This is a genomic window from Halobaculum roseum (assembly GCF_019880245.1).
In the GTDB taxonomy this organism is placed as follows: domain Archaea; phylum Halobacteriota; class Halobacteria; order Halobacteriales; family Haloferacaceae; genus Halobaculum; species Halobaculum roseum.
The window spans coordinates 1,255,123-1,282,089 of sequence record NZ_CP082286.1; the positions used below are offsets into that span (position 1 = coordinate 1,255,123).

Here is a 26,967-nt window from a genome sequence, read left to right on the forward strand (position 1 = left end):
AAGGGAACCGGGAGGGTACGGAACCGGACAGCGCGAGAACCGAGACTAACGACGGAGCGCGACGGGCCGGGCTGCGGGACCCGGGGCGTTACCCGAACTTGCCGGTGATGTAGTCCTCGACGCGCTGGGAGTCGGGGTTCTCGAACACCTTGTCGGTGTCGTCGAACTCGACGAGCTCGCCGCCGGTGAGGAACACCGCCGTCTTGTCGGAGATGCGGGCCGCCTGCTGCATGTTGTGGGTGACGATGACGACCGTGTACTCCTCGGCGAGGTCGTCGATGAGGTCCTCGATCTTCGAGGTCGCCACGGGGTCCAGCGCCGAGGCGGGCTCGTCCATCAGGATGACCTCTGGGTCCGGCGCGATGGCCCGCGCGATGCAGAGGCGCTGCTGTTGGCCGCCCGAGAGGTCCAGCCCCGAGGTGTGGAGCTGGTCTTTGACCTCGTCCCACAGCGCCGCGCGCTTGAGCGACTCCTCGACGATCCGGTCGTAGTCGCCCTCCTTCCCCTGGATCTCCAGCCCGTACGCGACGTTGTCGTAGATCGACTTGGGGAACGGGTTCGGCTTCTGGAACACCATCCCGACGCGCCGTCGGAGCGCGACCGGGTCCACGTCGGCGTCGTACACGTTCTTCCCGCGGAGGAACAGGTCGCCCTCGACGCGGGCGGCGTCGATCATGTCGTTCATCCGGTTGATACATCGGAGGAACGTCGACTTGCCGCAGCCCGAGGGGCCGATCATCGCGGTGACGCGCTTCTCGGGGATCTCCATCGAGATGTCGTTGAGCGCGCGGTCGTCGTTGTAGTAGACGCTCACGTCGCGTGCCTCGACGAGCGTCTCCGCCTCGCCGTCGGTGTCGCTGGCGGTCACGCTCTCGCTGACGTCCGTCGTGATCGACATCTCGGTCGCCGGATCGCTGGTGGTCGTTTCGCCGCCGTCGGGCTCGATTCCGTCGTCCGTCGGTCCGTGTCCGTCAGTCATGGTTGTGGATTACTGCTCGCTCTGATACCTGTTTCGCAGGACGATCGCGATCGAGTTCATCGCCAGGAGGACGCCCACGAGCACCACGACGCCCGCGGGGACGGCCTTCGTGTAGAAGTCCTCGCTCGCGAACAGGCTCGACCACGCGAATACCTGCAGCGGCATCGCGCTCACCTTCGAGGTGAAGCCGGTCGGCAGCGAGAACAGGACGCTCGGCGCCCCGATCATGATGAGCGGCGCGGTCTCGCCGATCGCCCGGCCGAGCGCGAGGATCGTTCCGGTGAGGATCCCCGGGAACGCCCGCGGGAGCACGACCCGGCGGACGGTCTGCCACTTCGTCGCCCCCATCCCGTAGGACGCCTGCCGCATCTCGTTGGGGACGCTCCGGATCGCCTCCCGCGAGGAGATGATCACGATCGGGAGGATGAGCAGCGCCAGCGTCGCGCCGCCGATGAGGACGGTCCCGGTCGGCCGACCGAGGTACGTGACGAACACGCCCAGCCCGAGCAGCCCGTACACGACGGAGGGGACGCCCGCGAGGTTGGAGATGTTCACGTCGATGAAGCGCGTGAAGCGGTTGTCCGGGGCGTACTCCTCGAGGTACACCGCGGCGCCGACGCCGAGCGGGAACGACAGGATCGCGACCGTGACCATCAGCAGGATGGAGCCGCCGATCGCGGGGTACAGCCCGGCGTTGACGGCGGTCCGGCTGTGTGCGCTCGTGAGGAACTGCCAGTCGACCCACGACTGCGGGCCCGCGAAGCCGAGGGCGCCGACGGCGACCTCGCCGGCGAGCGCCCCGCCGATGACGACCGCCGGCACGAGCAGGCCGATCCGGCGCTCGGGCAGCGAGACCGCGGTGCCGGCGGCGTACGCCGCCGTCGGAACGACGGCCACCGAGGCGAGCACCACCGCGGGTACCGAGGTGACGCCGAGCGCGGGCCCGAGCGCGCCGCTCGCCCCGATGGCCGCCAGCGCGCCGGCCCCGGCGATCAGGCCGGCGCGTCGGTCGCGGATCCGGGCGGCGTACACGCCGACGAGTGCGGCGACGCCGAGGCCGAGCGTCGCGGTGAGCGACATCCAAGGGAGCGGGATCGTCGGGACCGACTGGATCACCGCGGGGAGTCCGGGGACGATGGCCGGGATGCCGGCGACCGCGCCGACGGGCCCGGGGAGACCGAACAGCGAGAGGTAGAACGCCACCGTCGTCGCGGCCGCCCGCGTGAAGAACGGGATCCGTCGCGCCCGGCGTTGGAGCGCGAGCACGAGCACGAAGGGAAGCGCCAGCGCGAGCACGTACGAGAGGAAGACGAACGGCGAGAGGATGTCGACGAAGATCATCCCGACGCCGCCGGAGAACATGAGCGTCACGACCGTCATCCCGACGGTCGTCGCGCCGAATCGGAGGGCGTCGGTATCGCGTCGGTAGAGGAACGTGCCGACCCCGATCGTCGGGAGCACGAGCGTGAGGAGGAACGTGAGGTGCCAGCCGGGGTCGGCGGTGAGCGGCTGGATGGCGTCGTTGGCGACGTACACCAGCAGCGCGCCGAGCACGACGAGCCCGAACAGCGTCGCCGCCAGCAGGACGTACTTGAAGACGGTGCCGACGGTCTTGTTGACCGTTCCGAAGCTCTCGATATCGCCGGTGGACGTGTCGGTCGCCATCTCAGTACTCCTCGCGGTACCGCTGTGCGATCAGGTCGCTGATGACGTTCATGACGAGGGTGATGACGAAGAGGGTCAGCCCGATGGCGAAGAGGCTCCGGTACGCGAGCCCCCCGCCGGTGATGTCCCCCAACAGCAGTTGGACCATCGCCGCGGTCATCGGGAGCGCGCCCTCCTGGTACGCCGTGGGGTCGATCGGGTTCAGGAACTGCGCCTGCGAGCCCGCGGCGACGGTGACGGCCATCGTCTCGCCGATGGCCCGCGAGAGCGCGAGGATGAACGACGAGAGGATCCCCGACAGCGCCGCCGGGACGACGATGCCGGTGGACACGTCGAACTTGGTCGCGCCCATCCCGTAGCCCGCCTGCCGGAGTTCGTCGGGCACCGCCGACATCGCGTCCTCGCTGATCGACGCGACCATCGGGATGATCATGATACCGACGACGATGCTCGCCGACAGGAGGTTGAACGTGCCCGTCTCCGGGAGGACGGTCTGGATGGCGGGGGTGATGTAGATGAGCGCGAAGAAGCCGTAGACGACCGTCGGGATGCCCGCGAGCACCTCGAGCGCCGGCTTCAGGAACGCGCGGTGTCGCGGGGCGGCGTACTCGCTGAGGTAGATGGCCGTCGCGACCCCGAGCGGGAGCGCGATGACCGCCGAGCCGATAGTGATCATCAGCGTGGCGGACACGAGCGTGAGCACGCCGAACTCCCCGTTGTTGATCTCCCACGTAGTCCCGGTGAGGAAGTCCACGATGGAGGCGGTCGGTCCCTCCACGCCCATCAGCGGCGCCGTGAGCGTGAAGAACTTCGCCGCCTCGGTCACGAGGAGGACGACGATACTGATCGTCGTGACGATCGAGAGCACCGCGCACAGGAAGAAGAACGACCGCGTGAGCAGCTCCGCGGGCGAGTTCTGTGTGTCCCGGGTAAGGTCCTCCGTGATGTCGTCGGTGCTCATTCAGTTGGTGGTTGTGTGGGGTAGTGAAAAATTTCTCCGTTCGGCCGTTCGTGGCCTCGGTGACAGGTCTAGGCGTTCGCTTCCTCGATCGCGGCCTCCAGCGTCTCCAGCTGCTCGGCCTGCTGCTCGTCGGTCAGCGGAACGTAGCCGACATCCTCGGCGACGACCTCCTCGTTGGTCGTGTTCTCGACGAAGTACCGGGCGAACTCGGCGATGTGGTCCTCGGCCAGCGCCGACTGCTTCGGGTAGGTGAACAGCGGACGCGACAGCGGGGTGTACTCGCCCGTCCGCGCGGTTTCGAGCGACGGCTCGACGGGGCCGTCGCCGTCGTCGATGGCGACCGCCTTCACCGCGTCGGTGTTCGCGCTGTAGTAGGCGAACCCGAGGTAGCCGACGGCGTACTGCGAGCCCTGGACGCCCTGGACGATGGTGCGGTCCTGCTCGGTGGCGGAGTAGTCCTGGCGGTGGCCCGGACCCTCCTCGCCGATGATGGACTCGATGAAGTAGTCGTACGTCCCGGAGGCGTCCGAGGGGCCGTACAGCTCGATCTCCTCGTCGGGCCAGTCGGAGTTGACCTCGCTCCACGTCTCGGGCTGCTCCTCGGCGGACCACAGCGTCCGAAGCTCCTCGACGGTCATCGAGTCGATGAAGTCGGCCTCGTTGTTCACGATGACCGTCAGCGCGTCCGTCGCGACCGTCAGCTCGACGGGGACGATGTCGTTGTCCGCACACGCCTCCTCCTCCTCGGGCTGGATCGGCCGGGAGGCGTTGTTGAAGTCCGTCTCGCCGGCACAGAAGAAGTTCGCGAACCCGCCGCCCGAGCCCGTCGACTGAATGTTGACGTTGACCTCGGAGTGTTCCTGCTGGAACGTCTCGGCGAACGCCGTCGCCAGGGGGAACACCGTCGAGGACCCCGCGATGTCGATGTCGCCCGAGAGCTGCTCGGAACCGCCGTCGGACCCGCCGGACCCGCCGGAGTCCGGGTTGCTCGTACAGCCAGCCAGGCCGAGGACGCCCGCCGTTCCCGCAGCAGTCATGAAGGCACGCCGCGTCGCGGAGTCGGGTTGATCCGTCATCACCCGATCGGAGCCGAGTGAGACGTAAGTACCCTACTATGAGAAATATATAGATATACTGTGAGAACGTGTGATCCGGAGCGGCTGTTCGGAAGCAGCTCGATACACGCCACGAAACGGACCGTATCACCGTACCCGAAGAGATAGACGAGAGGACTGATCTATCGAGATCGGCGAATTAGTATCAGTCGAGGAAGATAACTGTGACATATCCGGCGGACACAAACTGGAATATATAGAACACCGGTGGATTTAATTCGCGGACGGCCACACCCTACCACGATGGTCGAGACACGGAAGGTGCAGGTGACGGGCGGGTCGACGTACACCGTCTCCATTCCGAAGGAGTGGGCGACGGACAACGGCGTCAGCGCGGGCACCGAGGTCGAGTTCTACCCCGAGGGGGACTCCCTGTTTCTCACGCCGGTGAGCGACGAGGAGCGCACCGAGGGGACGCTCGACATCGGCGATCTGTCGGGCGACCAGCTCACGCGCGCGGTGATGACGATGTACGTCTCCGGGTTCGACATCATCGCGCTGGAGGCCGCCCGGATCACCAACGACCAGCGACGCACCATCCGCGACTCGGTGCAGAGCCTCGTCGGCCTGGAGGTGCTGGAGGAGACGCGCGATCGCGTCGTGATCCGCGACCTGCTCGACTCCTCGGAGCTGTCGATCCACAACGCCGTCACCCGGATGCGCCTCATCGCCGTCTCGATGCTGGAGGACGCGGTGGACGCGCTCACCACCGGGGACGAGGACATGGCGCTGGACGTGATCCAGCGCGACGACGACGTGGACCGGCTGTACATGGTCGTCTCGCGCATCTTCCGGGCGACGCTGCGCACGCCGAAGGCCGCCGAGGACATCGGCCTCTCGCGGGAGGTGTGCTTCGACTACCACTCCAGCGCGCGCCAGCTCGAGCGGGTCGCCGACCACGCGACGAAGATCGCCCATCTCACCCTGGAGCTGCTGGGAAGCGAGGCGGCCGACGCCGTCGGCGGCGAGGTCCCGAGCCCGGAGGACGGCGTCGGCGAGGTGCTCCCGGCGGAGTTCAACGAGGCGCTCCAGGCGCTCGACGAGGACGCGCGCGAGGTCGTCGACCGCGCGATGGAGGCGCTGTTCGCCGACGACAGCACCGAGGCGACCGAGCTGGCGAACGAGGCGCGCGGCGCCGTGCTCGGCGTCGACCAGCGCGCACGCGAGATCGACGAGCTCCTCCGCGAGTTGGACCCCGCACGCGCGCAGCTGCTCGGGCTCATCGTCGACTCCGTCTCGCGGTCGGCCGACTACGGCGGCAACATCGCCGAGACCGCCCTCCAGAAGGCCGCGCCGACGCCGTAACGGGTCAACGGTCCCCCGGTACCCGGTTCCCTCCGTCGACCGTGCCGGTTCTACCGCCGACGCGAGAGCGACACGCCGACGACGTGTTCGACCAGGAGCGACGCCGCGAGGACCGCGATCCCGACGATCTCCGGGTCGACGCCGGCGGCGCCGAGGTCCCGCAGGAGCGGGGCGGCCTCGTCGCCGTGGAGGACGAACGCGAGCCAGACGGTCGCGCCCGCCGACTCGATGACGCTGAACCCGATCGTTCGGGGGTCGAGCACCGACGAGAACAGCCCCCGCCCTCGGAGCACGTTGTCCTCGACGGTGTGTTGCGGAACGAGCAGGACGGCGAGCACGACCGCGGCGACGAGGAGCCCTCGCGCCCCGGCGACGCGCTCGGCGATCCCGAGCCACAGGGCCCACAGGACGGCCTCGGAGGCGCTGAACAGCGCCCCCCGACCGAGCGGGAACGACGCACCCGCCCCGTTGACGGCCCGGTTGGTGAGGTAGTGTTCGAGGAGGAGGCCGACGCCGAGCACGCCGAGCCCGACGGCCGCGGTCGTCGATGTCGCCGGGACATCCCGGACGAGCGCGAGCCAGACCACGAGCGCGACCGTCTCCACGCCGGTGAACGAGACGACGAGCGCCGACAGCCGGACCACTCCCGACAGGCGCGAGATCGAACCCCCGACGCCGGACGTACGTGTTGCCACGGTCGCGATCCGGCCCGTCGAGGCATTGTTAGTCACCCCCCAACGGCGGCGTGGCGACCGACCGCTGGATGACCGGCAATACCGCTCGAAGACCGGTAGTCAGTGATCGTACCCCGCCAGTGCCTGGAACACGTCGTCGCCGTCGGCGACCGCCTCGCGTAACTGCCGCACGCCCGCCTTGTCGACGCGGGCGGGGTTCGCGTGGACGCGAACCGGCTCGGTTCCCAGCGGAACGAACCCGGTGTCGAGCCGCTCGGCCGTCGCCCGTAGCCCGAGTCCCGCGTCCGCGTCGCCCGCCAGCACGCGCCGCGCGGGCGACTCGTGGGCCCTGACGGCGCGGTCGAAGCCGTCGACGGCCTCGGTCGCCTCCCGGCGAGTGGTCCCGCGCTCGTCGGCCAGGTCCGCGAGCGCGTTCGCCAGGGTGGTCCGCAGCCCCGAGTTCGAGTCGCGGTTGACGAACCGGAGGTCGCGGTCGATCAGGTCCGCCAGTCCGGTCACGTCGTCGGGGTTGCCGGCGGGGACGATCAGCCCCCACTCGCGGGTCCACTCCCCGAGGACCTCCGTCGGGACCGGCTCGTCGTCGGCGGTCGGGTCCGGCGCGGCGACCGGCTCCCGCCCGGGCTCGCCGGCGACGACGGCGGCGTCGGGGACGCCGTCGCGGAGGCGGCGCAGTCCCTCACGGGAACCGACCGCGAGGTGCCGCGGGCGGTCGACCCGGTCGAGCAGCCGGGAGAGGGCGGGGTCGTCCTCGCCGACGGCGAACAGTGTCGGCGCGCGCACGTCCGGCGAGAACAGCTGCACCTCGACCTCCTCGCCCGCGGCGAGGTACTCGGTGTCGGGGTCGACGACGACCACGCCGTCGGCCTCGACGAGGCTCGTCGTCGCGCCCGACCCTTTGTCGACGGGGTAGACGAGCGTGTTCCCGGACCGGGCTCCGGCGGCTTCGCCGCCCCGGTCCGGGCCTGTCGGCCCGGTCTCAGTCAGCCCCGCGGGCATGAGCCGCATCCGGCCCTCCGAGTAGCGTTCCTGCCGGGCCATCCGACCGGTCACGGCGGCGGTCCGCGGCTCCGGTTTCCCGGCGGCCTCGCGCACCGCCCGCGCGACGAACGTGCGGAAGATCGTCAGCGCCGAGACGGGATACCCCGGGAGGCCGACGTACGCGGAGTCGCCCACGCGGCCCACGAGCATCGGCTTGCCCGGCTTGACCGCGACGCCGTGTAAGAGGAGGTCGCCGCGATCCTCGATCACCCGGTAGATCACGTCGACGGCCGACGCCGAGGTGGACCCCGACGAGAGCACCAGGTCGCACTCCTCGCTGGCCTCCACGAGCAGGCGCTCCATCTCGTCGTAGTCGTCGCCGGCGTGGGGGTAGAGGACGGCCTCGCCGCCGGCCTCCTCGACGCCCGCGGCGATGGTGTAGCTGTTCACGTCGTAGATCTGCCCGCGCTCGCTGTGGATCTCCTCCCCGGGGCGAACGAGTTCGTCGCCGGTGGAGACGATACCGACCGTCGGACGCCCGCGAACTGGCACCTCGTCGAGTCCCAGCGCCGACAGCAGCCCGATCTCGCGCGGGGTTATCTCGGTTCCGGGACCGAGCGCGCGCCCGCCGGCGGCGATGTCGGCGCCCGCGAACATCACGTGGTCGCCGGGGGCGACGGAGGTCCGGATCTCGACGGACTCCACGTCCGCGTCGGCGCCGCTCTCGTCCTCGCCCGTGACCTCGGTGGTCCGCTCGACCATCACCACCGCGTCGGCGCCGTCGGGCATCACCGCGCCCGTGGAGATCTCCGCGCAGGTTCCCGGCTCGACGGTCACGTCGGGTTCGGCGCCGGCGTGGACCGCCCCGATCAGGTCGAGCGTGGCCGGGTCCATCTCGTCGGCACCGAACGTGTCGCGCGCGCGGACCGCGTAACCGTCCATCGAGGCGCGGTCGAAGCCGGGCACGTCCAGCTCGGCGTCGATCCGCTCGGCGAGCACCCGCCCCCGCGCCTCGTCCAGCGACACCGTCTCCGGCTCGGGCGCCAGATCGAGCGAGGCGATCGCCTCGTGGGCCTCCTCGGGCTCGGCGAGATCGCGGAACTCCCGGCGGTCGCTCATTCGCTCACCTCCCACAGATCCACGTCGACGGCCTCGCCGGCGTCGAGTCCCTCCCGGGACTCGGGGACGACGACCCAGCCGTCCGCCAGCGCGACCGACGAGAGCATCCCCGACCCGGAGGCGCGCGTCGGCGTCGCCTCGAACGCGGGCCCGTCGCCGTCGCGGGCGGCGTCGCCCGCCCCGTCGGTGTCGGCGCCGCGCCCGTCGATCGGGTCCAGCGTCACCCGCGCGAACGTCCGCACGCCCGGCTCGGAGGACACCTTCCGGGAGAGGATCGCCCGTCGCGTCGGGTGCGTATCGTGCGGGAGCGAGCCGATCTCGCGGATGACGGGGCGGAGGAACTGGACGGCGTTGACGATGCACGCGACCGGGTAGCCGGGGAGCATGACCACCGGCGTCCCCTCGACGACCCCGAGCGCGACCGGGTGCCCCGGCTTGAGCGCGACGCCGTGGACGAGCACCTCGCCGATCTCGTCGACCACCTCGGGGATCAGGTCGCGCTCTCCGACGGAGGAGCCGCCGGTTGTGACGACCACGTCGTGGTCGAGGTCGCGCTCGACCGCCCCGCGGAGCGCGTCCTCGTCGTCGGTGACGATGTCGCGGTAGGTGGCGTCGCCGCCCCAGCGCTCGGCGAGTCGCGAGACGGTCAGGCCGTTCGTCTCGATGACCTCGCCGGGGTCGGGATCGGCCTGGACCAGCTCCTCGCCGGTCGGGATCACCGACACGCGCGGGCGGTCGGCGACCTCGACCTCGTCGATCCCGACGGACTTCAGAAGCCCCAGATCGGACGGTCGCAGCCGGTGGGGCGGCTCGTACAGCGTCTGTCCCTCGGCCACGTCCTCGCCGGTCGGGCCGACGTTCTCGCCCTCGGCGACGGCGTCGAACACCTCCACCTCCTCGCCGATCTCGTCTCGCGGGTCGGTTCCCTCCCCGCTCGACCCGGCCGTGCCGCTGCGCGGCACGCGCTCGGCCTCCTCGATCTTGACGACCGCGTCGGCGCCGGGCGGCAGTTCGCTCCCGGTGTGGACGCGAACGGCTCCCTCGGGGGCGACCTCGTCGTCCTCCGTGAACAGGACGGCGGGCGATCGGGCGGAGGCGCCGAAGGTGTCCTCTGCGCGGACGGCCCACCCGTCCATCGCGGCGCGGTCGTACCCCGGCACCGGCGTCGGCGCGGTCGTCGCGTCGGCGACGGCGCGGCCGTCGGCCGCCGTCAGCGGGACCGTCTCGGTGCGGCCGTGCGGGGCGGCGGCCGCGAGGAGGCGCTCGCGCGCGTCTGCGACCCGGGTTCGGTCCTTGAACCCGGAGCGTGTGCGGTCGTGACTCATACCGTGTCGTTACGGTCCCGGAGTAAAAAGGCCGCCAGTCGCCGAGGGCGACGCGCGGCCGGCCGAGGAGCCGCGGCGACGCCCCGCGTCCGCGACGGCCGGTCGGTCGCCGGCGTCAGCGGTCGCCCGACGAGCGCGCCCCTCCCCGTTCGGTCACCAACCGCCGGATCCGACCGCCGACGGCCCGCGCCGTCGCCACCGGTCGGAACGCGACGGGCGTCTCGTCGGCCGCCGGCGGCACCTGCGCGTGCATCGACACCACCGCTGCGTCCGGTTCGACGCGCACCTGCACGTCCCTGTCGTCCTCCCGACCGGTCGGTCGCCCCCGGTCGGACTCGTCCGCTCCCTCCACCATGTGCGACCGGATCGGCCACGCACACAAAAACCCACGGGAGTCACTCACACGCAGACGCGCCGCCGCCACCGCGGCATTTTTCGACGCGCCGCCCCTTAGCCCGTCCATGTCGAAGCTACGCGAGGCGCTCCGTGACCTTCCCGAGCCGGTGTTCGCCGATCTGTTGGAGAGCGACGATGCGTACCTCCTCGTGATCGACCTGCCCGGCGCCAGCGCCGAGACGACCGACGTGAGCCTCGAACGCGGTCGCCTCCACGTCGAGGCCCGCCGCGAGAAGTCGCCCGACCGCGAGTTCAGCTACGTCGAGGAGGACCGCCCGCTGTTCCTCGACGCCGAGATCCCGCTGCCGCCGGACGCGACCCACGAGGGGAGCGAGGCGGAGATGGAGCGAGGTGTGCTCTCGGTCCGGCTCCCCAAGCGGGCCGCCGCCCCCGAACACGATATCGCCGTCACGGACGCGTAATCCGGGTGGTGACGCTGGTCTCACTGCGTGCGTACCGACGGTTCCCCCTCGTCCTCTATCGGTTCCTGCCGCTGATCTGGGCGTACCTCCGCGACCGGAAGCGGTTCGTCGTCGTCGGCGGGTCCCGGGAGGTGACCCGCGAGATGCGGCTCCGGCGCGCGGAGGTGCTGCTCGACACCCTGCTCACCCTCGGGCCGACGTTCATCAAGCTCGGGCAGATCCTCTCGACGCGGCCGGACGTCCTCCCGGCGTCGTACATCGAGGTGCTGTCGTCGCTACAGGACGACGTACCGCCGGCGCCGTGGTCCGAGTCGAAGAACGTGATCGAGGACGAGCTCGGCCCCGTCGAGGAGGTGTTCGACGAGTTCGACACCGACCCCATCTCGGGCGCCAGCCTCGGGCAGGTGTACGTCGCCACCTACGAGGGACAGGAAGTCGCGGTGAAGATCCGCCGCCCCGGGATCGAGGAGCTCGTCGAGGCCGACCTCCGGATCATCAAGTGGTCGGTGCCGTTCCTCTCGCGGTTCGTCGGGCAGGGGCAGGCGTTCTCGCTGGACAACCTCGCCGAGGAGTTCGACAAGACGATCCACCAGGAGATGGACTACTCCCGGGAACAGCGCGTGCTTCGCGAGATCCGCGCGAACTTCGAGGAGAACGACCGGGTCGTGATCCCCGAACCCGTCGCGGCCGCCTCCGGCCCGCGCGTGCTCACGATGGAGTACATCCCGGGAACGAAGATCTCGGACACCGCCGCGCTCGACGCGAGGGGGATCGACCGCACCGAGCTGGCGACGACGCTCCAGCGCGCGTACCTCCAGATGATCGCCGAGGACGGCGTCTTCCACGCCGACCCGCACCCGGGCAACCTCTCGGTGACCGAGGACGGGCGGATCATCTTCTACGACTTCGGGATGTCCGGCCGCGTCGACCCGTTCATCCAGGAGAAGATCATCGACTTCTACATCGCCGTCGCGAACCAGGACATCGACGCGATCCTCGATTCGCTCGTGGAGATGGGGACGCTGTCGCCGGAGGCCGACCGGAAGGTGATGTCCGACGTGATGGAGCTGGCCATCGCCGACGTGCGCGGCGAGGACATCGAACAGTACCGCGTCCAGCAGGTGATCGAGCAGGTCGAGTCGACGATCTACGACTTCCCGCTTCGGCTCCCGCAGAACATGGCGCTCGTGCTCCGGGTGGCGACGGTCGTCGAGGGCGTCTGCGTCACGCTCGACCCGAACTTCGACTTCATCGAGGTCGCCACCGAGTACCTCTCCGAGGAGGGGTACCTGGAGGACACGGCCCGTCGGCTCGCGGGCGATGCCGCCGATCAGACGCGCGAGACGGCGCGTGCGCTGTTCACGGTACCGCCGAAGCTCGACGACGTGCTCGACACCGTCCAGCGCGAGGACCTCGCGGTCAACGTCACCCTGGAGGACGGTAACCACGTCCTCGACCGGCTCGCCCGACGGATCGCCTACTCCGTGCTCACCGCGGTCGGCGGGCTCTCGGCGGCGATCATCTACTCGTTCGGGTCGAACACGCTCGACGTGTACCTCTCGATCGGGATCGTCGTGGCGACGCTGCCGATGGTGTTCTTCCTCTACCGATCGTTCACGAAGGACAAGCGCGGTATCCGCGCGCAGCCGCAGTTCACCCGCCAGAGCATGCGGGAACGGCAGTCCGCGGAGGCGGGCGAGGACGGATCGGGTGCCGCCGGCTCGATGATGCCCGGCGCGGTGAACCAGGCCGGCGGCGACGACAGCGGCGCGGACGCCACCTCCGGCGCGGGCGACGCGGCCGGCGGCGGTCGGCGACGCGACCGCCGCGACTGGGACGACGACGGCGGCGTCGCGATCGGCGTCGACGACGAAGGGAAGCAGTAGCCGCGCCCTCGATCCGGACGACCGCCGGGCGACCACCAGACGACCGCCGGGCGACCACCAGACGACCGCCGGACGACAGCCAGACAACCGCCAGGCTACCACCGGGCACCCCGCTTAGGAGAGCTCCTCGCGGATCGCGTCGGCGACCTTCACCGGCTGTTCGTGTTGGACCCAGTGGGTCGCCTCGTGGACGGTCGTGATCCGGCCGTCGGCGCAGTAGTCGAGGGAGTCGTATGCCATGCGATGCTTGAGGAACTGGTCGTGGACGCCCCAGATCAGCCGCGTCGGCACCGCGACCTCGTCGGTCTCGGGCGTCGGCCGTCGCCGGGCGGCCGCGCGGTACCAGTTCAACATCGCGGTGAACGCGCCCTCGCGTCCCCACGCCGCGCGGTATCGGTCGAAGTCCGCCGTCGAGAACGTGCCCGGCATCGACGACGCGCGCATCATCCGCACCGGGAGCCGCCAGTTCGCCGCCCGCGTCAGCGCCTCCGGCACCTTCGGCAGCTGGAAGAACAACGCGTAGCTCGACCGGAGGAGTTGGGCAGGGTCTCCCGAGAGCGTCCGCCGGATCACGGTCGGGTGGGGCGCGTTGACGGCGACGAACGACGACAGCCGGTCGGGGGAGTGAAGCGCGGTCCACCAGCCGACGACGCCGCCCCAGTCGTGGCCGACGACCGCCGCAGTCTCGCGGTCGTACGCGTCGATCAGGCCGGTCACGTCGGCCGACAGGGCCTCGATCCGGTAGTCGCGGACGCGGCCGGGTCGCTCGCTGCGGTTGTACCCCCGCTGGTCCGGGACGACGACGCGATACCCCTCGTTGGCCAGCGGGCGGATCTGGTCGCGCCAGCCGTACCAGAACTCGGGGAACCCGTGGAGCAGGAGGACCAACTCGCCGCCCTCGGGGCCGGCTTCGACGACGTGGAACGTCCGCCCGTTCGCCTCGACGAACGTCGACTCGCCCGGAACGTCCGACGGGAGCGACTCCGGATCGGCGGCCGCGCTGAGCGAGGATGGCATCTCGCACGGCCGTACGCGCTCGGCGGGCCAAAACGTACCGGCCACGTCGCCGAGGCGGACCGGCCGGATCAGCGGCGTCCCACCGGGCGCCGTCGACGGCTACCCGTCGCCGGCGACGAGGCTCCACACCGCCGTCACGCCGAGCAACAGCGCCGGGAGGAACGGCAGGACGAGCATCGCCGCGAAGAAGCGGAGCCCGAGCTCGCCCGGCGCCGTCGGGCGGAGGTAGATGATCCCGGGGACGACCAGGAACGCGACCACGACGACGGCCACGAGCACCCAGCCGGCACGCCCGAGGTCGTCCTCGGCGCCCCCGGAGGTTTCCGCGTCCGCGTCGGCGTCGGCCACGTCCGGATCGGCGGCTGCCGCAGCCGAGCCGGCGTCCGCGTCGTCGACGCGCTCGAACCCGTCGCCGGTGTTGACGACGCGGTCGCCGCGGGCGGTGGAGTCCTCAGAGCTCACTGTCGGGCCTTACCACCACCTTGCCAAAGCCCTCTCGGTCCTCGATCAGCTCGTGCGCCCGCGCGGCCTCGCTCATCGGCAGCGTCTCGCGGATCCGCGGCTCGAAGGTGCCGTCCCACACGAGTTCGAGCACGTCGTCGACCTCGCCCGGCGTCGCCATCGTCGAGCCGATCACCTTCAGCTGGTTCCAGAAGATCCGGTTGATGTCGGTCTCGGGGCGCCCGCCGGTGGTCGCCCCGCAGGTGACGACGCGCCCGCCCTTCGCGAGGCTCTTCAGGGAGTCGTGCCACGTCGCCGCGCCGATGTGGTCGACGACCATGTCGACGCCGCGGCGACCCGTCAGCTCGCGGATCTCGGCCGCGAAGTCGTCCTCCTCGTAGTTGATGACGTGCTCCGCGCCCAGCTCCTCGGCGTATCCGAGCTTCTCCTCGGTCGAGGCTGTCGCGTACACCTCCGCGCCGACGTAGTCGGCGATCTGCACCGCCGCGTGGCCGACGCCGCCGGAGGCGCCGAGCACGAGGATCTTCTCGCCGGGCGCGAGCTCGCCCTGCGTCAGCAGCATCCGCCAGGCCGTCTGGAACACGAGCGAGGCGGAGCCGGCGACCTCCCAGTCGACGTGCTCGGGAACGTGGACGAGGTTGTCCTGCGGGACGGCCGCGAGCTCGGAGTGGACGCCGCGCTGGTGCTCGCCGATGATCGAGAAGCGGACGCACTGGGACTCCTCGCCGTGGCGGCAGAACTCACACTCCCCGCAGGAGACGCCCGCGGAGACGGCGACGTGGTCGCCCTCCTCGAAGCGGGTGACGCCCTCGCCGACCTCCGTGACGACGCCCGCCGCGTCGGAACCGGGGATGTGCGGCATCTCCAGGTCGATCCCCGGGAGCCCCTTTCGGGTCCAGATGTCGAGGTGGTTGAGCGCGCCGGCCTTCACGTCGACGAGCACCTCCTCGCGGCCCGGCTCTGGGTCCGGGAAGTCGCCGTACTCGATCACGTCGCGGTCGCCGTGCTCCGAGAACTGGACTGCCTTCATGCGTGTCTACCTCTGTCACGTCGGGGGACTAAACCCTACTCCCCGCGGCGAACCGGAACGGATCGGCGCGGCGACAGGTATAAGTGAGTGTGTAAAGTTTCCTTTACTGTAAAGCGAGCTTTACAGCCCGCGTCCCCCATCCATGACGACGACACACGCCATCCACGACGGACCGACACGGAACCGCCTCGCGTACGTCGCCGTGTGGGCGACCGCGACGCTCGCGTACGTTGCACTGCTCACCCTCGGCCGCGAGATCGCCGCGGCCGGCGCGTTCGTCCTCCTCGCGGCCGTCGCCGTCGGCTACCGACGATTCGCCGGCGTGCGGTTCGACGAGCGCGACACGGACGTGCTCGAAACCGCCTCGGGGTACACGATACGGGTGCTCGGGCTGACATCGGCGGTCGTGTTCCCGGCGCTCGTGCTCGCGTCGGGGCTGGGATACTTCACGTGGACCGCCTTCGCCGCCGGCGTCGCGACGACCGTCGCGGCGGTGTTCCTGCTGTGGATCGCCGCGGTCGCGGTCGTGAGGGCCGGGCGATGACCGCCACCGGCTCCGCGCCGACCGTCTCCAGCCGACAGCGGTACCGCCGGCTCCTGTTCGGCTCCATCGGCGTCGGGGTGATCGCGAACGTGGCGCTGCGGATCGCCTCGTACCCCATCGCCGCCGAGGCGGTCTACTGGCTGGGTATCGTGGTCGCCCTCGCGGCGTGGCGGTTCAGTCCGGTGACGCTGTTCGACGAACGCGACGACGCCCTCGAACGCCGTGCGAGTCAGATCACCCTCGTCGTCATGGCGGTGGTGCTCGTCCTCGGGGCGTCGGGGTCGCGGACGCTCGCGGCGCTGGGCGTCTACGAGGGGTCGCCGTTCGTCGCCGGCGCGCTCTACGGGTACGTCGCTATGGCGGTCGTGTTCGCGCTGGCGCTGGCCTGGACCGCGCGCGGCCGATGAACAACGACGTACGCGCCCGACGGGAGGAGCGCGGGCTGAGCCAGGCGGGGCTGGCCGAGGCGGTCGGCGTCACCCGCCAGACGATCAACAGCATCGAGCGCGGACGGTACGACCCGTCGCTGGAGCTCGCGTTCGCGCTCGCCGACTTCTTCGAGTGCCGGATCGAGGACCTGTTCCACCCTGACGGCGACGAATGAGGAGACGGGGTCGGCGGCCACGCGGCGTCGCTCGACCACCACAAAACCCATCGTTCGGTGCTGTCGATCCCCGGTCATGGATCGGTCCACCGCCCTCGCCGCCCTCCGCGTCACGACAGTCGCCGTCGGCCTCGCAGGCCTCGTCGCCGCCGCCGCGTTCGCGTTCGACCTCCCGCCGCCGCCCGAGACCGGCGACGGGCTCCCCTCGGCGTTCGGATTCGCCATCGCCGTGGTCGGCGCGGTCGCCGCCGGCGTCGTCGCGGCCATCGGCTACGGCCTCCCGCCCGGCGCGGGACGGCTCCGCGTCGGCCCGCTGGTCGACAGGTCGAACACATACCGTCTCGTCGCCGGCGGCGCGGTCGCGGCGGCCGTGGGGCTCGCGCTGACGCTCGGGGTCGCGTTCCTCTTCCAGGGGATGGCATCGGTCGCCGTCTGGGTCGTCGGCGCCGGGCTCCTCGTCGGCGGGCTCGTCGCGCTCGCGCTCGGCGGCCTGCTCGTCGGGGTTCGCCTCGTCGCCGGGGCGGTCCGGGACGGCGCGGGTGCCCGGGGTTGAAGCGATCGCGGCCGGTAGGCCACGCTATGAGCGACGGTCACGATCACGGAGACGACCACGACGACGGTCACCACCACGACCATGGCGGCCATGACCACGGGGGCGCCCACGACGACCACGAGCACCACGCCCACGACATCGAAAGCCTGCGATATGCGGTCGTGACGGTCTCCTCGTCGCGAGGGCACGAGGACGACGCCGCGGGCGACGCCATCGAGTCGGCCGTCGAGGGCGCCGGCGACGAGGTGGTCGTCCGCGAGGTCGTCGCCGACGACTTCGACGGCGTACAGGTGACCGTCGACCGCCTCGTCGACCGCGACGACGTGGACTGCGTCGTCACCACCGGCGGGACGGGCGTCACCCCGGACGACGTGACCGTCGAGGCGGTGGTTCCGCTGTTCGACAAGGAGCTTCCGGGCTTCGGCGAGCTGTTCCGCGCGATGAGCCGCGAGGAGATCGGGACGATGGTCGTGGGCACGCGCGCGACCGCCGGCGTCGCCGGCGGCGTCCCCGTGTTCTGTCTGCCCGGCAGCGAGAACGCCGCGCGGCTCGGGAGCGAGGAGATCATCGTCGAGGAGGCGGGGCATCTCGCGGGGTTAGCGAGCCGCGAGTGAGCGACGGGAGGAAGCGAACGAGCGGCTCGACCCCGCGGCGGCGAGCTCGTGGGCGAGCCGCCCAGAAACTAGCGAGTCGCGAGTGAGGGCGAAGCCCGAACGAGCGTCTCGGTCACCGGCGGAGCGGTCTTGTGCCGCTCCGCCCAGAACATAGCAAGGCGCGAGTAGCGAGGTCGAGCGAAACGAGACCTCGTTGCGAACGGCGAGAAGACGAACCGGCGAAACCGTCGGTGGCAGCGGTTCGGGTGGTGGCAGTGGATCGAGCGGTGGCACGGCGTTCCGTTGGTTCGGCATGGAGGGCCGATCAGTCGGGAACCGGTCTGTTCGGGGGCGGTCGATCCTAGTGGGGAGCCACGTATTACTTCACCGTCCGGTGATCTTCCCACTGTTCGGTCGACAGTCCGGTAAGCGGAACAAACATGGGTCGGCCGTTCGTTCTCCCGGTGAATGACGACCGGCGACGCGACGGAGATCGCGGGGGTGCTCGCGAAGCGGCGCGAGGTCCTCGCGGCGCTGTGCGGCGGGCCCGTGCGAAAGCGGACCCTCGTCGAACGGCTCGACGTGCCGCGGACGACGCTCGACCGCGGCGTCCGGGAACTGGTCGACGCCGGGCTCGCCGAGCGCGCCGACGGCGGCGTCCGCGCGACCGCCGTGGGGACGAACGCGCTCGACGCCCACGACCGGTACCACGCGCGCCTCGACGGGCTCGCGCGCGGCGAACCGCTGTTCGATTCGCTGCCCGAGGAGACGCCGCTGGACGGGCGCTTCCTCGCCGGCGCTGCGGTCAGTCGGCCGGACCCGAGCGTCCCCGACGGCGTCGTCGAACGCCTCTTCGAGTCGGTCCGGGGCGCGGACGCGGTGTACGGCGTCGCCCCCGCGGCGCTGACGGGCCACCTCGACACCTTCGACGACGAGGCGACCGCCGGCGGCGCGGTGCCGCGGATGGTCGTCACGCCCGCCGTGCTGGAACACCTGATCGAGCGCCGCGGGGAGCGGTTCGCGGCGAACCTGCGCGACGGCACGTTCGAGTTCTTCTGCGATTCGGTGGAGATCACCTTCGGGCTCTGGATCGCCGCGCACGACGGCGGCGACGACGAGGCCGGCGTCGTCGTCTACACCGACACCGGCGTCGGCGGCGTCGCGGTCAACGACGACCCGACGGCCGTGGACTGGGCCCGCGAGCGCTTCGAGCGCGCCCGGGACGGCGCCGAGCGGGTGACGCCCGAGACGGTCCGCGACGGCCGAGACGGCGTGGCGGCCAACGCCGAAGGCGCCGAGTGAGTCGCGGGCCACGACCGCCGGGGGTCCCACGCGAGCGCGCCACACACCGCGGGAGACATGGACGCCTTTTTGACCGCGACGGGCCGAGTGTCGTTATGTTGCTAACGGTCTCCGGCCCGCCGGGAAGCGGGAAGAGCACCACCGCCGCCGCGCTCGCGGAGGCGTTCGACCTCGAACACGTCTCCGGGGGCGACATCTTCCGCGAACTCGCCGCCGAGCGCGACATGACGCCCGTCGAGTTCAACGAGCTCGCCGAGGACGACGACCAGATCGACCGCGACCTCGACCGCCGACTGCGCACCGTCGCCGTCGAGCGCGAGGACGTGCTGTTGGAGTCGCGCCTCGCCGGCTGGCTCGCCGGCGATCACGCCGACCTGCGCATCTGGCTCGACGCGCCGCTGGACGTCCGCTGTGAGCGGATCGTCGACCGCGAGGACAAGCCGCTGGAACAGGTGATCGAGGAGACGCGGCGCCGCGAGAGCAGCGAGGCGAAGCGCTACCGCGAGTACTACAACATCGACATCGACGACCTGAGCATCTACGACCTGGTGTACAACACGGCCCGGTGGTCGCCCGAGGGCATGCTCGGGATGCTCACCACGGCGATCGACTCCTACGACCCCGACACCGACGAGGGGAAGATCTCCGTCGAGGGCGTCGACTACGACTTCTGAGTATGCGCCCGGCGCCCGAGACGCGAACGGTCGACGACCTCGCCGACTTCGGCGTCGTCAACCTCGACAAGCCCGCGGGCCCGTCGGCCCACCAGGTCGCCGGCTGGGTCCGCGACGTCCTGGGCGTCGACCGCGCGGCTCACTCGGGCACGCTCGACCCGAAGGTGACTGGCTGTCTCCCGACGCTGACCGGGGACGCGACGCGGATGGCGCAGGTGTTCCTCGAGGGGGCCAAGGAGTACGTCGCCGTGTTGGAACTCCACGGCACGGCCCCGACGGACCTCGACCGCGTCGTCGGGGAGTTCGAGGGCGAGGTGTACCAGAAGCCGCCGCGTAAGTCCGCCGTCAAGCGAAAACTCCGGACCCGCGAGGTGTACGATCTCGACGTGCTCGACCGGACGGACCGGCAGGTGCTCCTCCGAGTTCGCTGTGAGTCGGGCACCTACATCCGGAAGCTGTGTCACGACATCGGGCTCGCGCTCGGCACCGGCGGCCACATGGGCCACCTCCGACGCACCGCGACCGACCCCTTCGACGACCGCGACCTCCACACCCTGCACGACCTCGTCGACGGCGTCGCGTTCGCGGAGGGCGAGGACACCCCCGACGGGGAGCCGGACGAATCGCTGCTCCGGGACGTGCTCCGGCCGGCCGAGGAGGCGCTGACGGGGCTTCCGTCGCTGACGATCGCCGATTCGGCCGCCCGCGAGGTCGCCAACGGCGCCCCCGTCTACGCGCCGGGCGTCCTCGCGAGCGGCGAGGTCGGCGCGGGCACGCCCGCCGAGGGCGACCTTCTCGCGTGCTACGTGCCGAACGGCTCGGCCGTCTGTCTCGGGACGCTCGTCGGCGACCCGGACGCCGACGCCGGCGAGGTCGTCGAGTTGGAGCGCGTGCTGGTCTGAGAACATCGAGGACCGGCCCCGACCACCCGTCGGCGGCCGGCTGCCGCCGATCGCACCGACTGCCGATGCTCGGGCCTTTTTCGACCCCGGAGCCCAGCGTCCGTCATGGACGAGACACTCACCGTCGGCACGGCGACGGCGCCGCCCGGCGAGCGCGCGGACGGCTGGATCGAGGCGACCGGACTCCCGACCGGCGGGAGCGAGCGACTTCCCGTCACCGTGCTCAACGGCGCCGAGGCGGGACCGGTGCTGTGGGTCACGGGGGGCGTCCACGGCGACGAGGCCACCGGCGTCGCCGTGGCCCAGGACGCCGCCGCGGCCTTCGACGGCGAGCTCGGGGCGGGAACCCTCGCGGGCGCCGTCGTCGTCGTTCCCGTCGTCAACCCGGCGGGCCTCCGCCGCAACGAGCGTACCTCCTACTACGGCGGGGGCGACCCGAACCGCTACTTCCCCGACACGGAGCGCGAGGACTCACGCCCGCCCGAGACACAGGAGCGCATCGACACCCGGCTGTTCGACGCCCTCGCCGAGTCGGCGGACCTGCTCGTCGACTGCCACACCGCGCAGGTCGGGTCGATGCCGTTCACGATCAGGGACCGGGTGCTGTACGGCGAGGAGCGCACCGAGGCGGAGGCCGAGGACCTCGCCGAGGACCTGGATCGCCTCGCGACGGCGCTCGGGCTCCCGATCCTCACCGAGTACCCCGCCGAGGAGTACGTCGAGCAGTCGCTCCAGCGCTCGACGGGCGGCGCGGCGCTCAACACGGCCGGCGTTCCGGCCGTGACGGCGGAACTGGGCGGCCACAGCGTCGTTGAGGAGGACGCCAGGCGGGCCGGGGTGGCGGGCGTCGTCGCCGCCGCGGTCGAGTTCGGACTGCTCGACTCCGTACCCACGGGTGTTGCCGAGGCGGGGTCGGGGGTGCCGGGCGCGCCGGTTACCTATCCGGTGCGGCGGTTCGTCGGCCCGCGCGTCGAGGAGGCGGGACTGGTCCGGCACCGCGTGTCCGTCGGCGAGGCGGTCGAGGCCGGCGATGCCGTCGCCGAGGTGGTGACCCCCCACGGCGAAGTGGTCGAGACCGTCGAGAGTGAGCACGACGGCTACGTGATCGGCCGCGCCGAGGGGGTCGCGGTTTACGAGGGGCAGCCGGTGGCGAGCATGGCCGTCCGCGACGACGGGGGTCTTGTGGTTCCGAGGGATCGAGACGATGCGGACGAGTGAGTTCCCCGAGCCCGCGCCGTGGGATCGCACGACGACGCGGCTTCGATGAAACGAAGCGCTTAACCCCGGCGCTCGTTTCTACCCGAGTGCGGGACCGTAGGGTAGTGGTATCCTCTGCGGATGGGGTCCGTAGGACCTGAGTTCGAATCTCGGCGGTCCCACTCCACGTTCTGAGACAAACCATCCGACACAGTGTAACTGCCACCGGACGGCGTCGGGGCGAGGCCTGCGACGGCCCGACTCGAATTCGACCGGACCGATACCGGACCGACGGGTCCACGGCCGAACGACGACGGGGCATTCACCGTCATCGGGGAAAACACCATACCGTCCGCGGACGACCGATCCACCGTGAATTCCACCGACAGGGTCACCGTCGCGGACGTGATGTCGACGCCGCTGGAGACCGTCTCGAAGGACGCGACCGTCCGGGAGGCGGCCCGGCGAATGCGCGAGGACGGGATCAACGCGCTCGTCGTGTTGACCACGCCCCGCGCGATCGTCTCCAGCACGGACGTGCTCGACGCCGTCGCCGAGGGCCGGGACGTCTCCGAGCTCACTGTCGCCGACGTGATGACGACCGACGTCGAGACGGTCACCCCGGACCTCTACATGGAGGAGGTCGCACAGATGATGACCACCTACGGGATCAAACACCTCCCCGTCGTCGACGACGACTACGTCGGGATGATCTCCTCGACCGACGTGACCGCGTACCTCTCGTGACCGGGCGGGGAGCGCACCCGGCGCGCCGGGCCGGCGCGCGGTTTTAACCGGGTCCGCGCCGACGTGTCACCATGGCGATCGCTCGCCACGGCGCCGGTCCCGCGGCCGCCGCCCGCGCGTACGCCTCGCAGGTCCACCCGGTGTTCATGCTCCCGCCGGTGGCGACGGCGCTGTTCGGGGCGGCGTTGGCGGGCGAGTTCGACCCCGTCGTCGCGCTCGTGTACGCCGGCGCCGCCTTTTTCGCCGTCTACACCGCCCACGTGAAGGACGGCTACGTCGACTTCCACCGCCGCGGCGAGGACGACGACCACCCGATGACCGAACGGGGGTGTCGCCTCGGCCTCGCGGGCGCGACCGTCGGCTTTCTCGCGTGTCTCGCCGCCCTAGCGGCGGCGGCGACGCCCCTCGCGGTCGCGATCGCCGCGCCGATGTGGCTCATCGGCTACCTCCACGCCCCGCAGCTCGACACCAACCCCGCGACGACGACCCTCGGCTACCCGGTCGGCATCGGCCTGTGTCTCCTCGGCGGCTACGCCGCACAGACGGGGACGCTCGCGGTCGCGCCGCTGGCGCTGTCGGCCGTGTTCGTCGTCATCCTCGCGGGCGTGAAGGTGATCGACGACGCCCAGGACTACGACTACGACCGATCGATCGACAAGCGGACCGTCGCCGTCGCGCTCGGTCCCGAGCGCGCCCGTCGGGTCGCGACCGCGGCCCTCACACTCGGGCTGTTCGCGGTCGTCCCGCTGACCGTCGTCGAGGTGTTGCCCCCGAGCGCGCCCGCCGCTAGCCTCGCGTTCGGCGCCGTGGCGGCCGTCGCGGTGCGGCGGGACGCGACGACGGCGACGATGCTGCTCGTCCGCGGGGCGTACCTCTTTCTCGCGGGGCTGCTCGTCGCGACCTTCTTCCGGCCGCTCGCGGCCGCGGGCGTCGCGCTCCCCGACGTGAGCCTCCTCGGACCGTACACCTACCTCGCCACGGAGGCGCTGTTCGGCGCGGCCGCGGCCGTGCTGCTCGTTCGTGCCGGGAGGGACGCGTCGTGGCGCGCCGCGCGCACCGTCGCCGCCGTCTACCCCGTGGCGTACGTCTGGGACTGGTACACCCTGGAGGTGGGCGTGTTCTCGATCCCGATGCGCACGGGGATCGAGCTGCTCGGGATCCCGCTTGAGGAGCACCTGTTCATGCTCGTCGTGCCGGCGCTCGTGCTCGGCGTCCACGAGACGGTGAACCCGCGTCCGCGTCGGCGTTCGGCGGAGGCGACCGCCGACCGCGACGGGGACAGGGACGGGGACGCGGCCGTCGGCGACGAGGACGCGGGCCCGGATCCCGACACGGGCGGGCAGTAAGCGACCCGTCGAGGGCGCCACTCCCCGATAGCGGGCGGCGTCGGCCGCTCACTCGCCGGTACCCGGGTCCCGCCGCGTCCCCTTCACCGTCACGAGCAGCGGGAGGTCGTGGTCCGGGAAGCGCCAGCGGCCCTCGTCGTCCTGGACCATCGCCTCGGAACGCTGCACCGGCGAGAACTGGTGTTCGTGGACGAACCGAACGTCGATCCCGGCGTCGACGAGCGCCGTCAGGATCTCCCCGAGCCCGTGGGTCCACTTGTGCGTGTCGCCGTCGGCTATCGGCTCGTCGGTCGAGAAGTACGGATGTTCGACCGAGATGCCGTCGCGGTCGGCGGCGGTGTCTCCGTCGCCGGCGCTGTCGCCGTCGGTGTTTCCGGTGCCGTCGTCGGCGTCGTCGCCGGCGACGGCACCGCCGCTCAGGTCGTCCGAGAGGGCGGTCGCGATCGGGTGGTGTTCCGCGAGGTGGACGGTCCCGCCCGGCGCCAGCGACTCGGCGACGACCTCGGCCCAGCGGTCCAGGTCGGGCAGCCAACACAGCACGCCGAAGTTGCTGACGACGGTGTCGTACCCGCCCTCCGGCGGGTCGGGGAGCGCCTCGGGGAGGTCGTACACGTTCGCGCGGACGAACGTCGCGTCGTCCTCGAGGCCCGCCGCCGCCGCGAGGTCGCGGGCCACCCGGACGCTCTCGCCGGAGATGTCCACGCCGGTCACCGTCGCTCCGGCCCGCGCCCACGACAGCGTCCGGGTGCCGATCGAACACTGCAGGTCCAGCAGGCGGTCGCCGGCCACGTCGCCCACCTCCCGGCGCTGGACCGGAAGCAGCGCCGACTCGCCGTCGAGGAACGCCTCGATCTCGGCGGTGCCGTCGGCGACCGACACCGGCTCGACCATGCGCTCCCAGTGCTCGCGGTTCGCCTCGAAGCGCGCCGACAGGTCCCGGTCGGAAACGCCGTCGTACTCGCCGTCGCCACCGTGCATACGTCTGGGCGTCGCCGGCGCCGTACTTGGACGTTCCGCGAACGTCGTTTCTGTTCGCGTGTCGATACGACGGTCGAAGCCGGGCGACGCGTCGAGAAGGGGCGCCGGATCAGTCCCGCTTCGCCTTGGGATTCGTGACGGCGCCGTTGGCCGCGCTGCCGAAGTCGCGGGCGAACTTCGCGAACACGCCGCCCGCGTACTGCGGCTCCGGCGCCTCGTACGCGTCGGCGCGGCGGTCCAGTTCCTCGTCGCTCACGTCGACCGAGAGGTCACGGTTCGGGATGTCCACGGTCACGGTGTCGCCGTCCTCGACGAGGCCGATCGGCCCGCCCTCCACGGCCTCGGGGGCGACGTGGCCGACCATCGGTCCGCGTGTCGCGCCCGAGAAGCGGCCGTCGGTGAGGAGGGCCACGTCGTCCTCGTGGCCCGCGCCGACGACGGCGGCGGTGACGCCGAGCATCTCGCGCATCCCGGGGCCGCCGCGTGGCCCCTCGTTGCGGATGACGATCACGTCGCCGGACTCGATCTCGCCCGACTGCACGTACTTCATGGCGTCCTCCTCGGCCTCGAACACGCGGGCCGGTCCCTCGTGGTGGAACGCGTCGTCGCCGGTGACCTTCAGCACCGCGCCGTCGGGCGCGAGGTTGCCCGTCAGGATCTTGATCGCCCCCTCCTCGCTGTAGGGCTCCTCGACGGTGTACAGGAAGTCCGCCTCGATGTCGTCGTCCGCGGGGAGCTGCCCCGTCTCCTCCAGGTGTGCGATCTCCTCGGCCATCGTCCGCCCGGTGACCGTCATCGCGTCGCCGTGCATGTAGCCGCCCTCGATGAGCCGCCGGATCACGACCGGCACGCCGCCGACCGCGTCGAGGTCCTGCATGACGCGCGTGCCGCCGGGCTGGAGGTTCGCGATCTTCGGCGTGCGCCGGGAGATCTCGTCGAACTCCGTGATGTCCAGCTCGATGTCGGCCTCGGCCGCCAGCGCGAGCAGGTGGAGCACGGCGTTGGTCGAGCCGCCCATCGCCACCTGCACCGCGATGGCGTTCTCGAACGACTCCTTGCTGATGATGTCCGAGGGACGCCGGTCCTGCTCGACGCACTCCAAGGCGAGTTCGCCCGCGCGCCGGGCCACGTCGTAGCGGCCCTCCGACTCGGCCATCGGCGACGCCGAACCCAGCGGCGCCATCCCCAGCGCCTCCGAGATGCTCGCCATCGTGTTCGCGGTGAACATCCCGCCACACGAGCCCGCGCCGGGGCAGGCGTGGCGCTCCATCTCGTCGAGCTCCTCCGCGCTCATGTCGCCCTCGGCGTAGGTGCCGACGCCCTCGAAGACGTTCTGGACGGTGATGTCGCGGCCGGCGTGCTCGCCCGGCTTGATCGACCCGCCGTACAGGAACACCGACGGGAGGTCGGTCCTGATGGAGGCCATCAGCATGCCGGGGAGGTTCTTGTCGCAGCCGGCGACCGTGACGAGCGCGTCCATGCGCTCGCCGAAGGAGACCAGCTCGACGGAGTCGGCGATCACCTCGCGCGAGACGAGGCTCGCCTTCATCCCCTCGGTCCCCATCGAGATGGCGTCGGAGATGGTGACCGTGCCGAACTCGATGGGCATCCCCTCGGCGGACTCGATCCCCTCGCGGGCGGCGTCGGCCACGTCGTCGAGGTGGACGTTGCACGGCGTGATGTCGGCCGCCGGGTTCGGGATGCCGACCATCGGGGAGGAGAGGTCCTGGTCGTCGTATCCCATCGCGCGGAACATCGCGCGGTGGGGCGCGCGCTCGGCGCCCGCCGTGACCTCGCGGCTGCGGAGGGACTCGTCCTTCTCGCCGGCGAACGCGTCGGCGTCCGCGGCGTCGTCTGCCGCGTCGCCGGCGCGGTCGCGCTCGGGCGGCTCCTGCTTGCTCATACTTCGGGGTCGGCGTCCGCCCCCATAAACTGCCGTACACGAACAGATGTTGCTGTCGCGGACGCCCACCGCGACCGAGACGGACGGATCGGGCGGGAACGAACGCGGACGGGCGAGATCGAAACGGCGTGTGGCGGTTCGGAGTCGGTTGCGTCCGACGTTATTCTTAAACCGAGGCCGGACGAGCATCGCGTATACTCGCAGGTCCGCACACGAGTCGTCGACGGGGGTGCCGGATCCCGACGGGCGTGGTCGCGCAGAGGGATCGC

Annotated in this window: 26 protein-coding genes, 1 tRNA gene and 1 pseudogene; 15 read left to right on the forward strand and 13 right to left on the reverse strand. The window is 71.1% G+C overall.

The window, feature by feature from the left end; genetic code table 11:
* Positions 1–88 precede the first annotated feature (88 nt).
* The 4 genes from pstB to K6T36_RS06350 form a co-directional block, all read right to left on the reverse strand.
* Positions 89–979: a phosphate ABC transporter ATP-binding protein PstB gene (gene pstB / locus K6T36_RS06335; protein WP_222923098.1), complete on the reverse strand. Its 891-nt coding sequence runs from the start codon at positions 977–979 to the stop codon at positions 89–91.
* Positions 980–988: 9 nt separating this feature from the next.
* On the reverse strand, positions 989–2,644 hold the full coding sequence (gene pstA / locus K6T36_RS06340) for a phosphate ABC transporter permease PstA (protein WP_222923099.1): 1,656 nt from the start codon (positions 2,642–2,644) through the stop codon (positions 989–991).
* Position 2,645: 1 nt separating this feature from the next.
* The gene (pstC, locus tag K6T36_RS06345) at positions 2,646–3,605 is read right to left on the reverse strand and encodes a phosphate ABC transporter permease subunit PstC (RefSeq protein WP_222923100.1); all 960 of its coding nucleotides are present in this window, start codon (positions 3,603–3,605) and stop codon (positions 2,646–2,648) included.
* Between the two features lie 68 nt (positions 3,606–3,673).
* Positions 3,674–4,681: a PstS family phosphate ABC transporter substrate-binding protein gene (locus tag K6T36_RS06350; protein ID WP_222923101.1), complete on the reverse strand. Its 1,008-nt coding sequence runs from the start codon at positions 4,679–4,681 to the stop codon at positions 3,674–3,676.
* A 282-nt stretch (positions 4,682–4,963) separates the two neighbouring features.
* On the opposite strand from K6T36_RS06350, the gene K6T36_RS06355 reads away from it, so the two are divergent.
* Complete coding sequence (locus K6T36_RS06355; protein ID WP_222923102.1) at positions 4,964–6,025, forward strand: phosphate uptake regulator PhoU; 1,062 nt, start codon at positions 4,964–4,966, stop codon at positions 6,023–6,025.
* 50 nt (positions 6,026–6,075) lie between these two features.
* On the opposite strand, the gene K6T36_RS06360 is transcribed toward K6T36_RS06355, so the two are convergent.
* From K6T36_RS06360 to K6T36_RS06375, 4 genes are all read right to left on the reverse strand, one after another.
* The gene (locus tag K6T36_RS06360; protein WP_222923103.1) at positions 6,076–6,720 is read right to left on the reverse strand and encodes a hypothetical protein; all 645 of its coding nucleotides are present in this window, start codon (positions 6,718–6,720) and stop codon (positions 6,076–6,078) included.
* 99 nt (positions 6,721–6,819) lie between these two features.
* Positions 6,820–8,817 carry a molybdopterin biosynthesis protein gene (locus K6T36_RS06365; protein WP_222923104.1) on the reverse strand — a complete coding sequence of 666 codons (1,998 nt, stop codon included), beginning with the start codon at positions 8,815–8,817 and terminating at the stop codon, positions 6,820–6,822.
* The gene (locus K6T36_RS06370) at positions 8,814–10,142 is read right to left on the reverse strand and encodes a molybdopterin molybdotransferase MoeA (protein WP_222923105.1); all 1,329 of its coding nucleotides are present in this window, start codon (positions 10,140–10,142) and stop codon (positions 8,814–8,816) included. Before K6T36_RS06370 ends, K6T36_RS06365 begins: the two co-directional genes overlap by 4 nt.
* Positions 10,143–10,257: 115 nt before the next feature.
* Positions 10,258–10,497, reverse strand: coding sequence for a hypothetical protein (locus K6T36_RS06375; RefSeq protein WP_222923106.1), 240 nt, complete (start codon positions 10,495–10,497; stop codon positions 10,258–10,260).
* 106 nt (positions 10,498–10,603) lie between these two features.
* Between K6T36_RS06375 and K6T36_RS06380 the strand changes: the two genes are divergently transcribed.
* Complete coding sequence (locus K6T36_RS06380) at positions 10,604–10,960, forward strand: Hsp20/alpha crystallin family protein (RefSeq protein ID WP_222923107.1); 357 nt, start codon at positions 10,604–10,606, stop codon at positions 10,958–10,960.
* A gap of 5 nt (positions 10,961–10,965) precedes the next feature.
* A pseudogene (locus K6T36_RS06385) lies at positions 10,966–12,642 on the forward strand (ABC1 kinase family protein); the annotation flags it as partial.
* Between the two features lie 318 nt (positions 12,643–12,960).
* Here K6T36_RS06385 and K6T36_RS06390 read toward each other — a convergent pair.
* The 3 genes from K6T36_RS06390 to K6T36_RS06400 form a co-directional block, all read right to left on the reverse strand.
* Positions 12,961–13,863, reverse strand: coding sequence for an alpha/beta fold hydrolase (locus tag K6T36_RS06390; RefSeq protein WP_222923108.1), 903 nt, complete (start codon positions 13,861–13,863; stop codon positions 12,961–12,963).
* A 99-nt stretch (positions 13,864–13,962) separates the two neighbouring features.
* The gene (locus K6T36_RS06395; protein WP_222923109.1) at positions 13,963–14,325 is read right to left on the reverse strand and encodes a DUF7977 family protein; all 363 of its coding nucleotides are present in this window, start codon (positions 14,323–14,325) and stop codon (positions 13,963–13,965) included.
* On the reverse strand, positions 14,315–15,355 hold the full coding sequence (locus K6T36_RS06400; protein WP_222923110.1) for a zinc-binding dehydrogenase: 1,041 nt from the start codon (positions 15,353–15,355) through the stop codon (positions 14,315–14,317). Before K6T36_RS06400 ends, K6T36_RS06395 begins: the two co-directional genes overlap by 11 nt.
* A gap of 142 nt (positions 15,356–15,497) precedes the next feature.
* On the opposite strand from K6T36_RS06400, the gene K6T36_RS06405 reads away from it, so the two are divergent.
* The 12 genes from K6T36_RS06405 to K6T36_RS06460 all read left to right on the forward strand — a co-directional run bounded on the left by K6T36_RS06405 (position 15,498) and on the right by K6T36_RS06460 (position 23,817).
* Positions 15,498–15,899, forward strand: a complete 402-nt coding sequence (locus K6T36_RS06405) for a hypothetical protein (protein WP_222923111.1) — start codon at positions 15,498–15,500, stop codon at positions 15,897–15,899.
* Positions 15,896–16,306 (forward strand): DUF2178 domain-containing protein, encoded by a 411-nt coding sequence (locus K6T36_RS06410; RefSeq protein ID WP_222923112.1) that lies wholly within the window; start codon positions 15,896–15,898, stop codon positions 16,304–16,306. The genes K6T36_RS06405 and K6T36_RS06410 overlap by 4 nt, the downstream gene beginning before the upstream one ends.
* Positions 16,303–16,503, forward strand: a complete 201-nt coding sequence (locus K6T36_RS06415; protein WP_222923113.1) for a helix-turn-helix transcriptional regulator — start codon at positions 16,303–16,305, stop codon at positions 16,501–16,503. Before K6T36_RS06410 ends, K6T36_RS06415 begins: the two co-directional genes overlap by 4 nt.
* A gap of 76 nt (positions 16,504–16,579) precedes the next feature.
* Complete coding sequence (locus K6T36_RS06420; RefSeq protein ID WP_222923114.1) at positions 16,580–17,056, forward strand: hypothetical protein; 477 nt, start codon at positions 16,580–16,582, stop codon at positions 17,054–17,056.
* Positions 17,057–17,082: 26 nt separating this feature from the next.
* Positions 17,083–17,670, forward strand: coding sequence for a MogA/MoaB family molybdenum cofactor biosynthesis protein (locus tag K6T36_RS06425; protein WP_222923115.1), 588 nt, complete (start codon positions 17,083–17,085; stop codon positions 17,668–17,670).
* Between the two features lie 447 nt (positions 17,671–18,117).
* Entirely contained in the window at positions 18,118–18,951 is an 834-nt protein-coding gene (locus tag K6T36_RS06430; RefSeq protein WP_222923116.1) for a helix-turn-helix transcriptional regulator, read from the forward strand.
* A gap of 95 nt (positions 18,952–19,046) precedes the next feature.
* Entirely contained in the window at positions 19,047–19,625 is a 579-nt protein-coding gene (gene cmk, locus K6T36_RS06435; RefSeq protein WP_222923117.1) for a (d)CMP kinase, read from the forward strand.
* 2 nt (positions 19,626–19,627) lie between these two features.
* On the forward strand, positions 19,628–20,527 hold the full coding sequence (locus tag K6T36_RS06440; RefSeq protein ID WP_222923118.1) for an RNA-guided pseudouridylation complex pseudouridine synthase subunit Cbf5: 900 nt from the start codon (positions 19,628–19,630) through the stop codon (positions 20,525–20,527).
* A 105-nt stretch (positions 20,528–20,632) separates the two neighbouring features.
* Positions 20,633–21,745: a succinylglutamate desuccinylase/aspartoacylase family protein gene (locus tag K6T36_RS06445; RefSeq protein ID WP_222923119.1), complete on the forward strand. Its 1,113-nt coding sequence runs from the start codon at positions 20,633–20,635 to the stop codon at positions 21,743–21,745.
* 90 nt (positions 21,746–21,835) lie between these two features.
* Positions 21,836–21,906, forward strand: a tRNA-Pro gene (locus tag K6T36_RS06450).
* A gap of 190 nt (positions 21,907–22,096) precedes the next feature.
* A complete protein-coding gene (locus tag K6T36_RS06455; RefSeq protein ID WP_222923120.1) occupies positions 22,097–22,471 on the forward strand; it encodes a CBS domain-containing protein in 375 nt (124 codons plus the stop codon).
* A 71-nt stretch (positions 22,472–22,542) separates the two neighbouring features.
* Entirely contained in the window at positions 22,543–23,817 is a 1,275-nt protein-coding gene (locus K6T36_RS06460) for a lycopene cyclase domain-containing protein (RefSeq protein ID WP_222923121.1), read from the forward strand.
* 48 nt (positions 23,818–23,865) lie between these two features.
* On the opposite strand, the gene K6T36_RS06465 is transcribed toward K6T36_RS06460, so the two are convergent.
* Positions 23,866–24,795 carry a class I SAM-dependent methyltransferase gene (locus K6T36_RS06465; RefSeq protein WP_222923122.1) on the reverse strand — a complete coding sequence of 310 codons (930 nt, stop codon included), beginning with the start codon at positions 24,793–24,795 and terminating at the stop codon, positions 23,866–23,868.
* A 109-nt stretch (positions 24,796–24,904) separates the two neighbouring features.
* A complete protein-coding gene (gene ilvD / locus K6T36_RS06470; protein ID WP_222923123.1) occupies positions 24,905–26,698 on the reverse strand; it encodes a dihydroxy-acid dehydratase in 1,794 nt (597 codons plus the stop codon).
* Between the last annotated feature and the right edge of the window lie 269 nt (positions 26,699–26,967).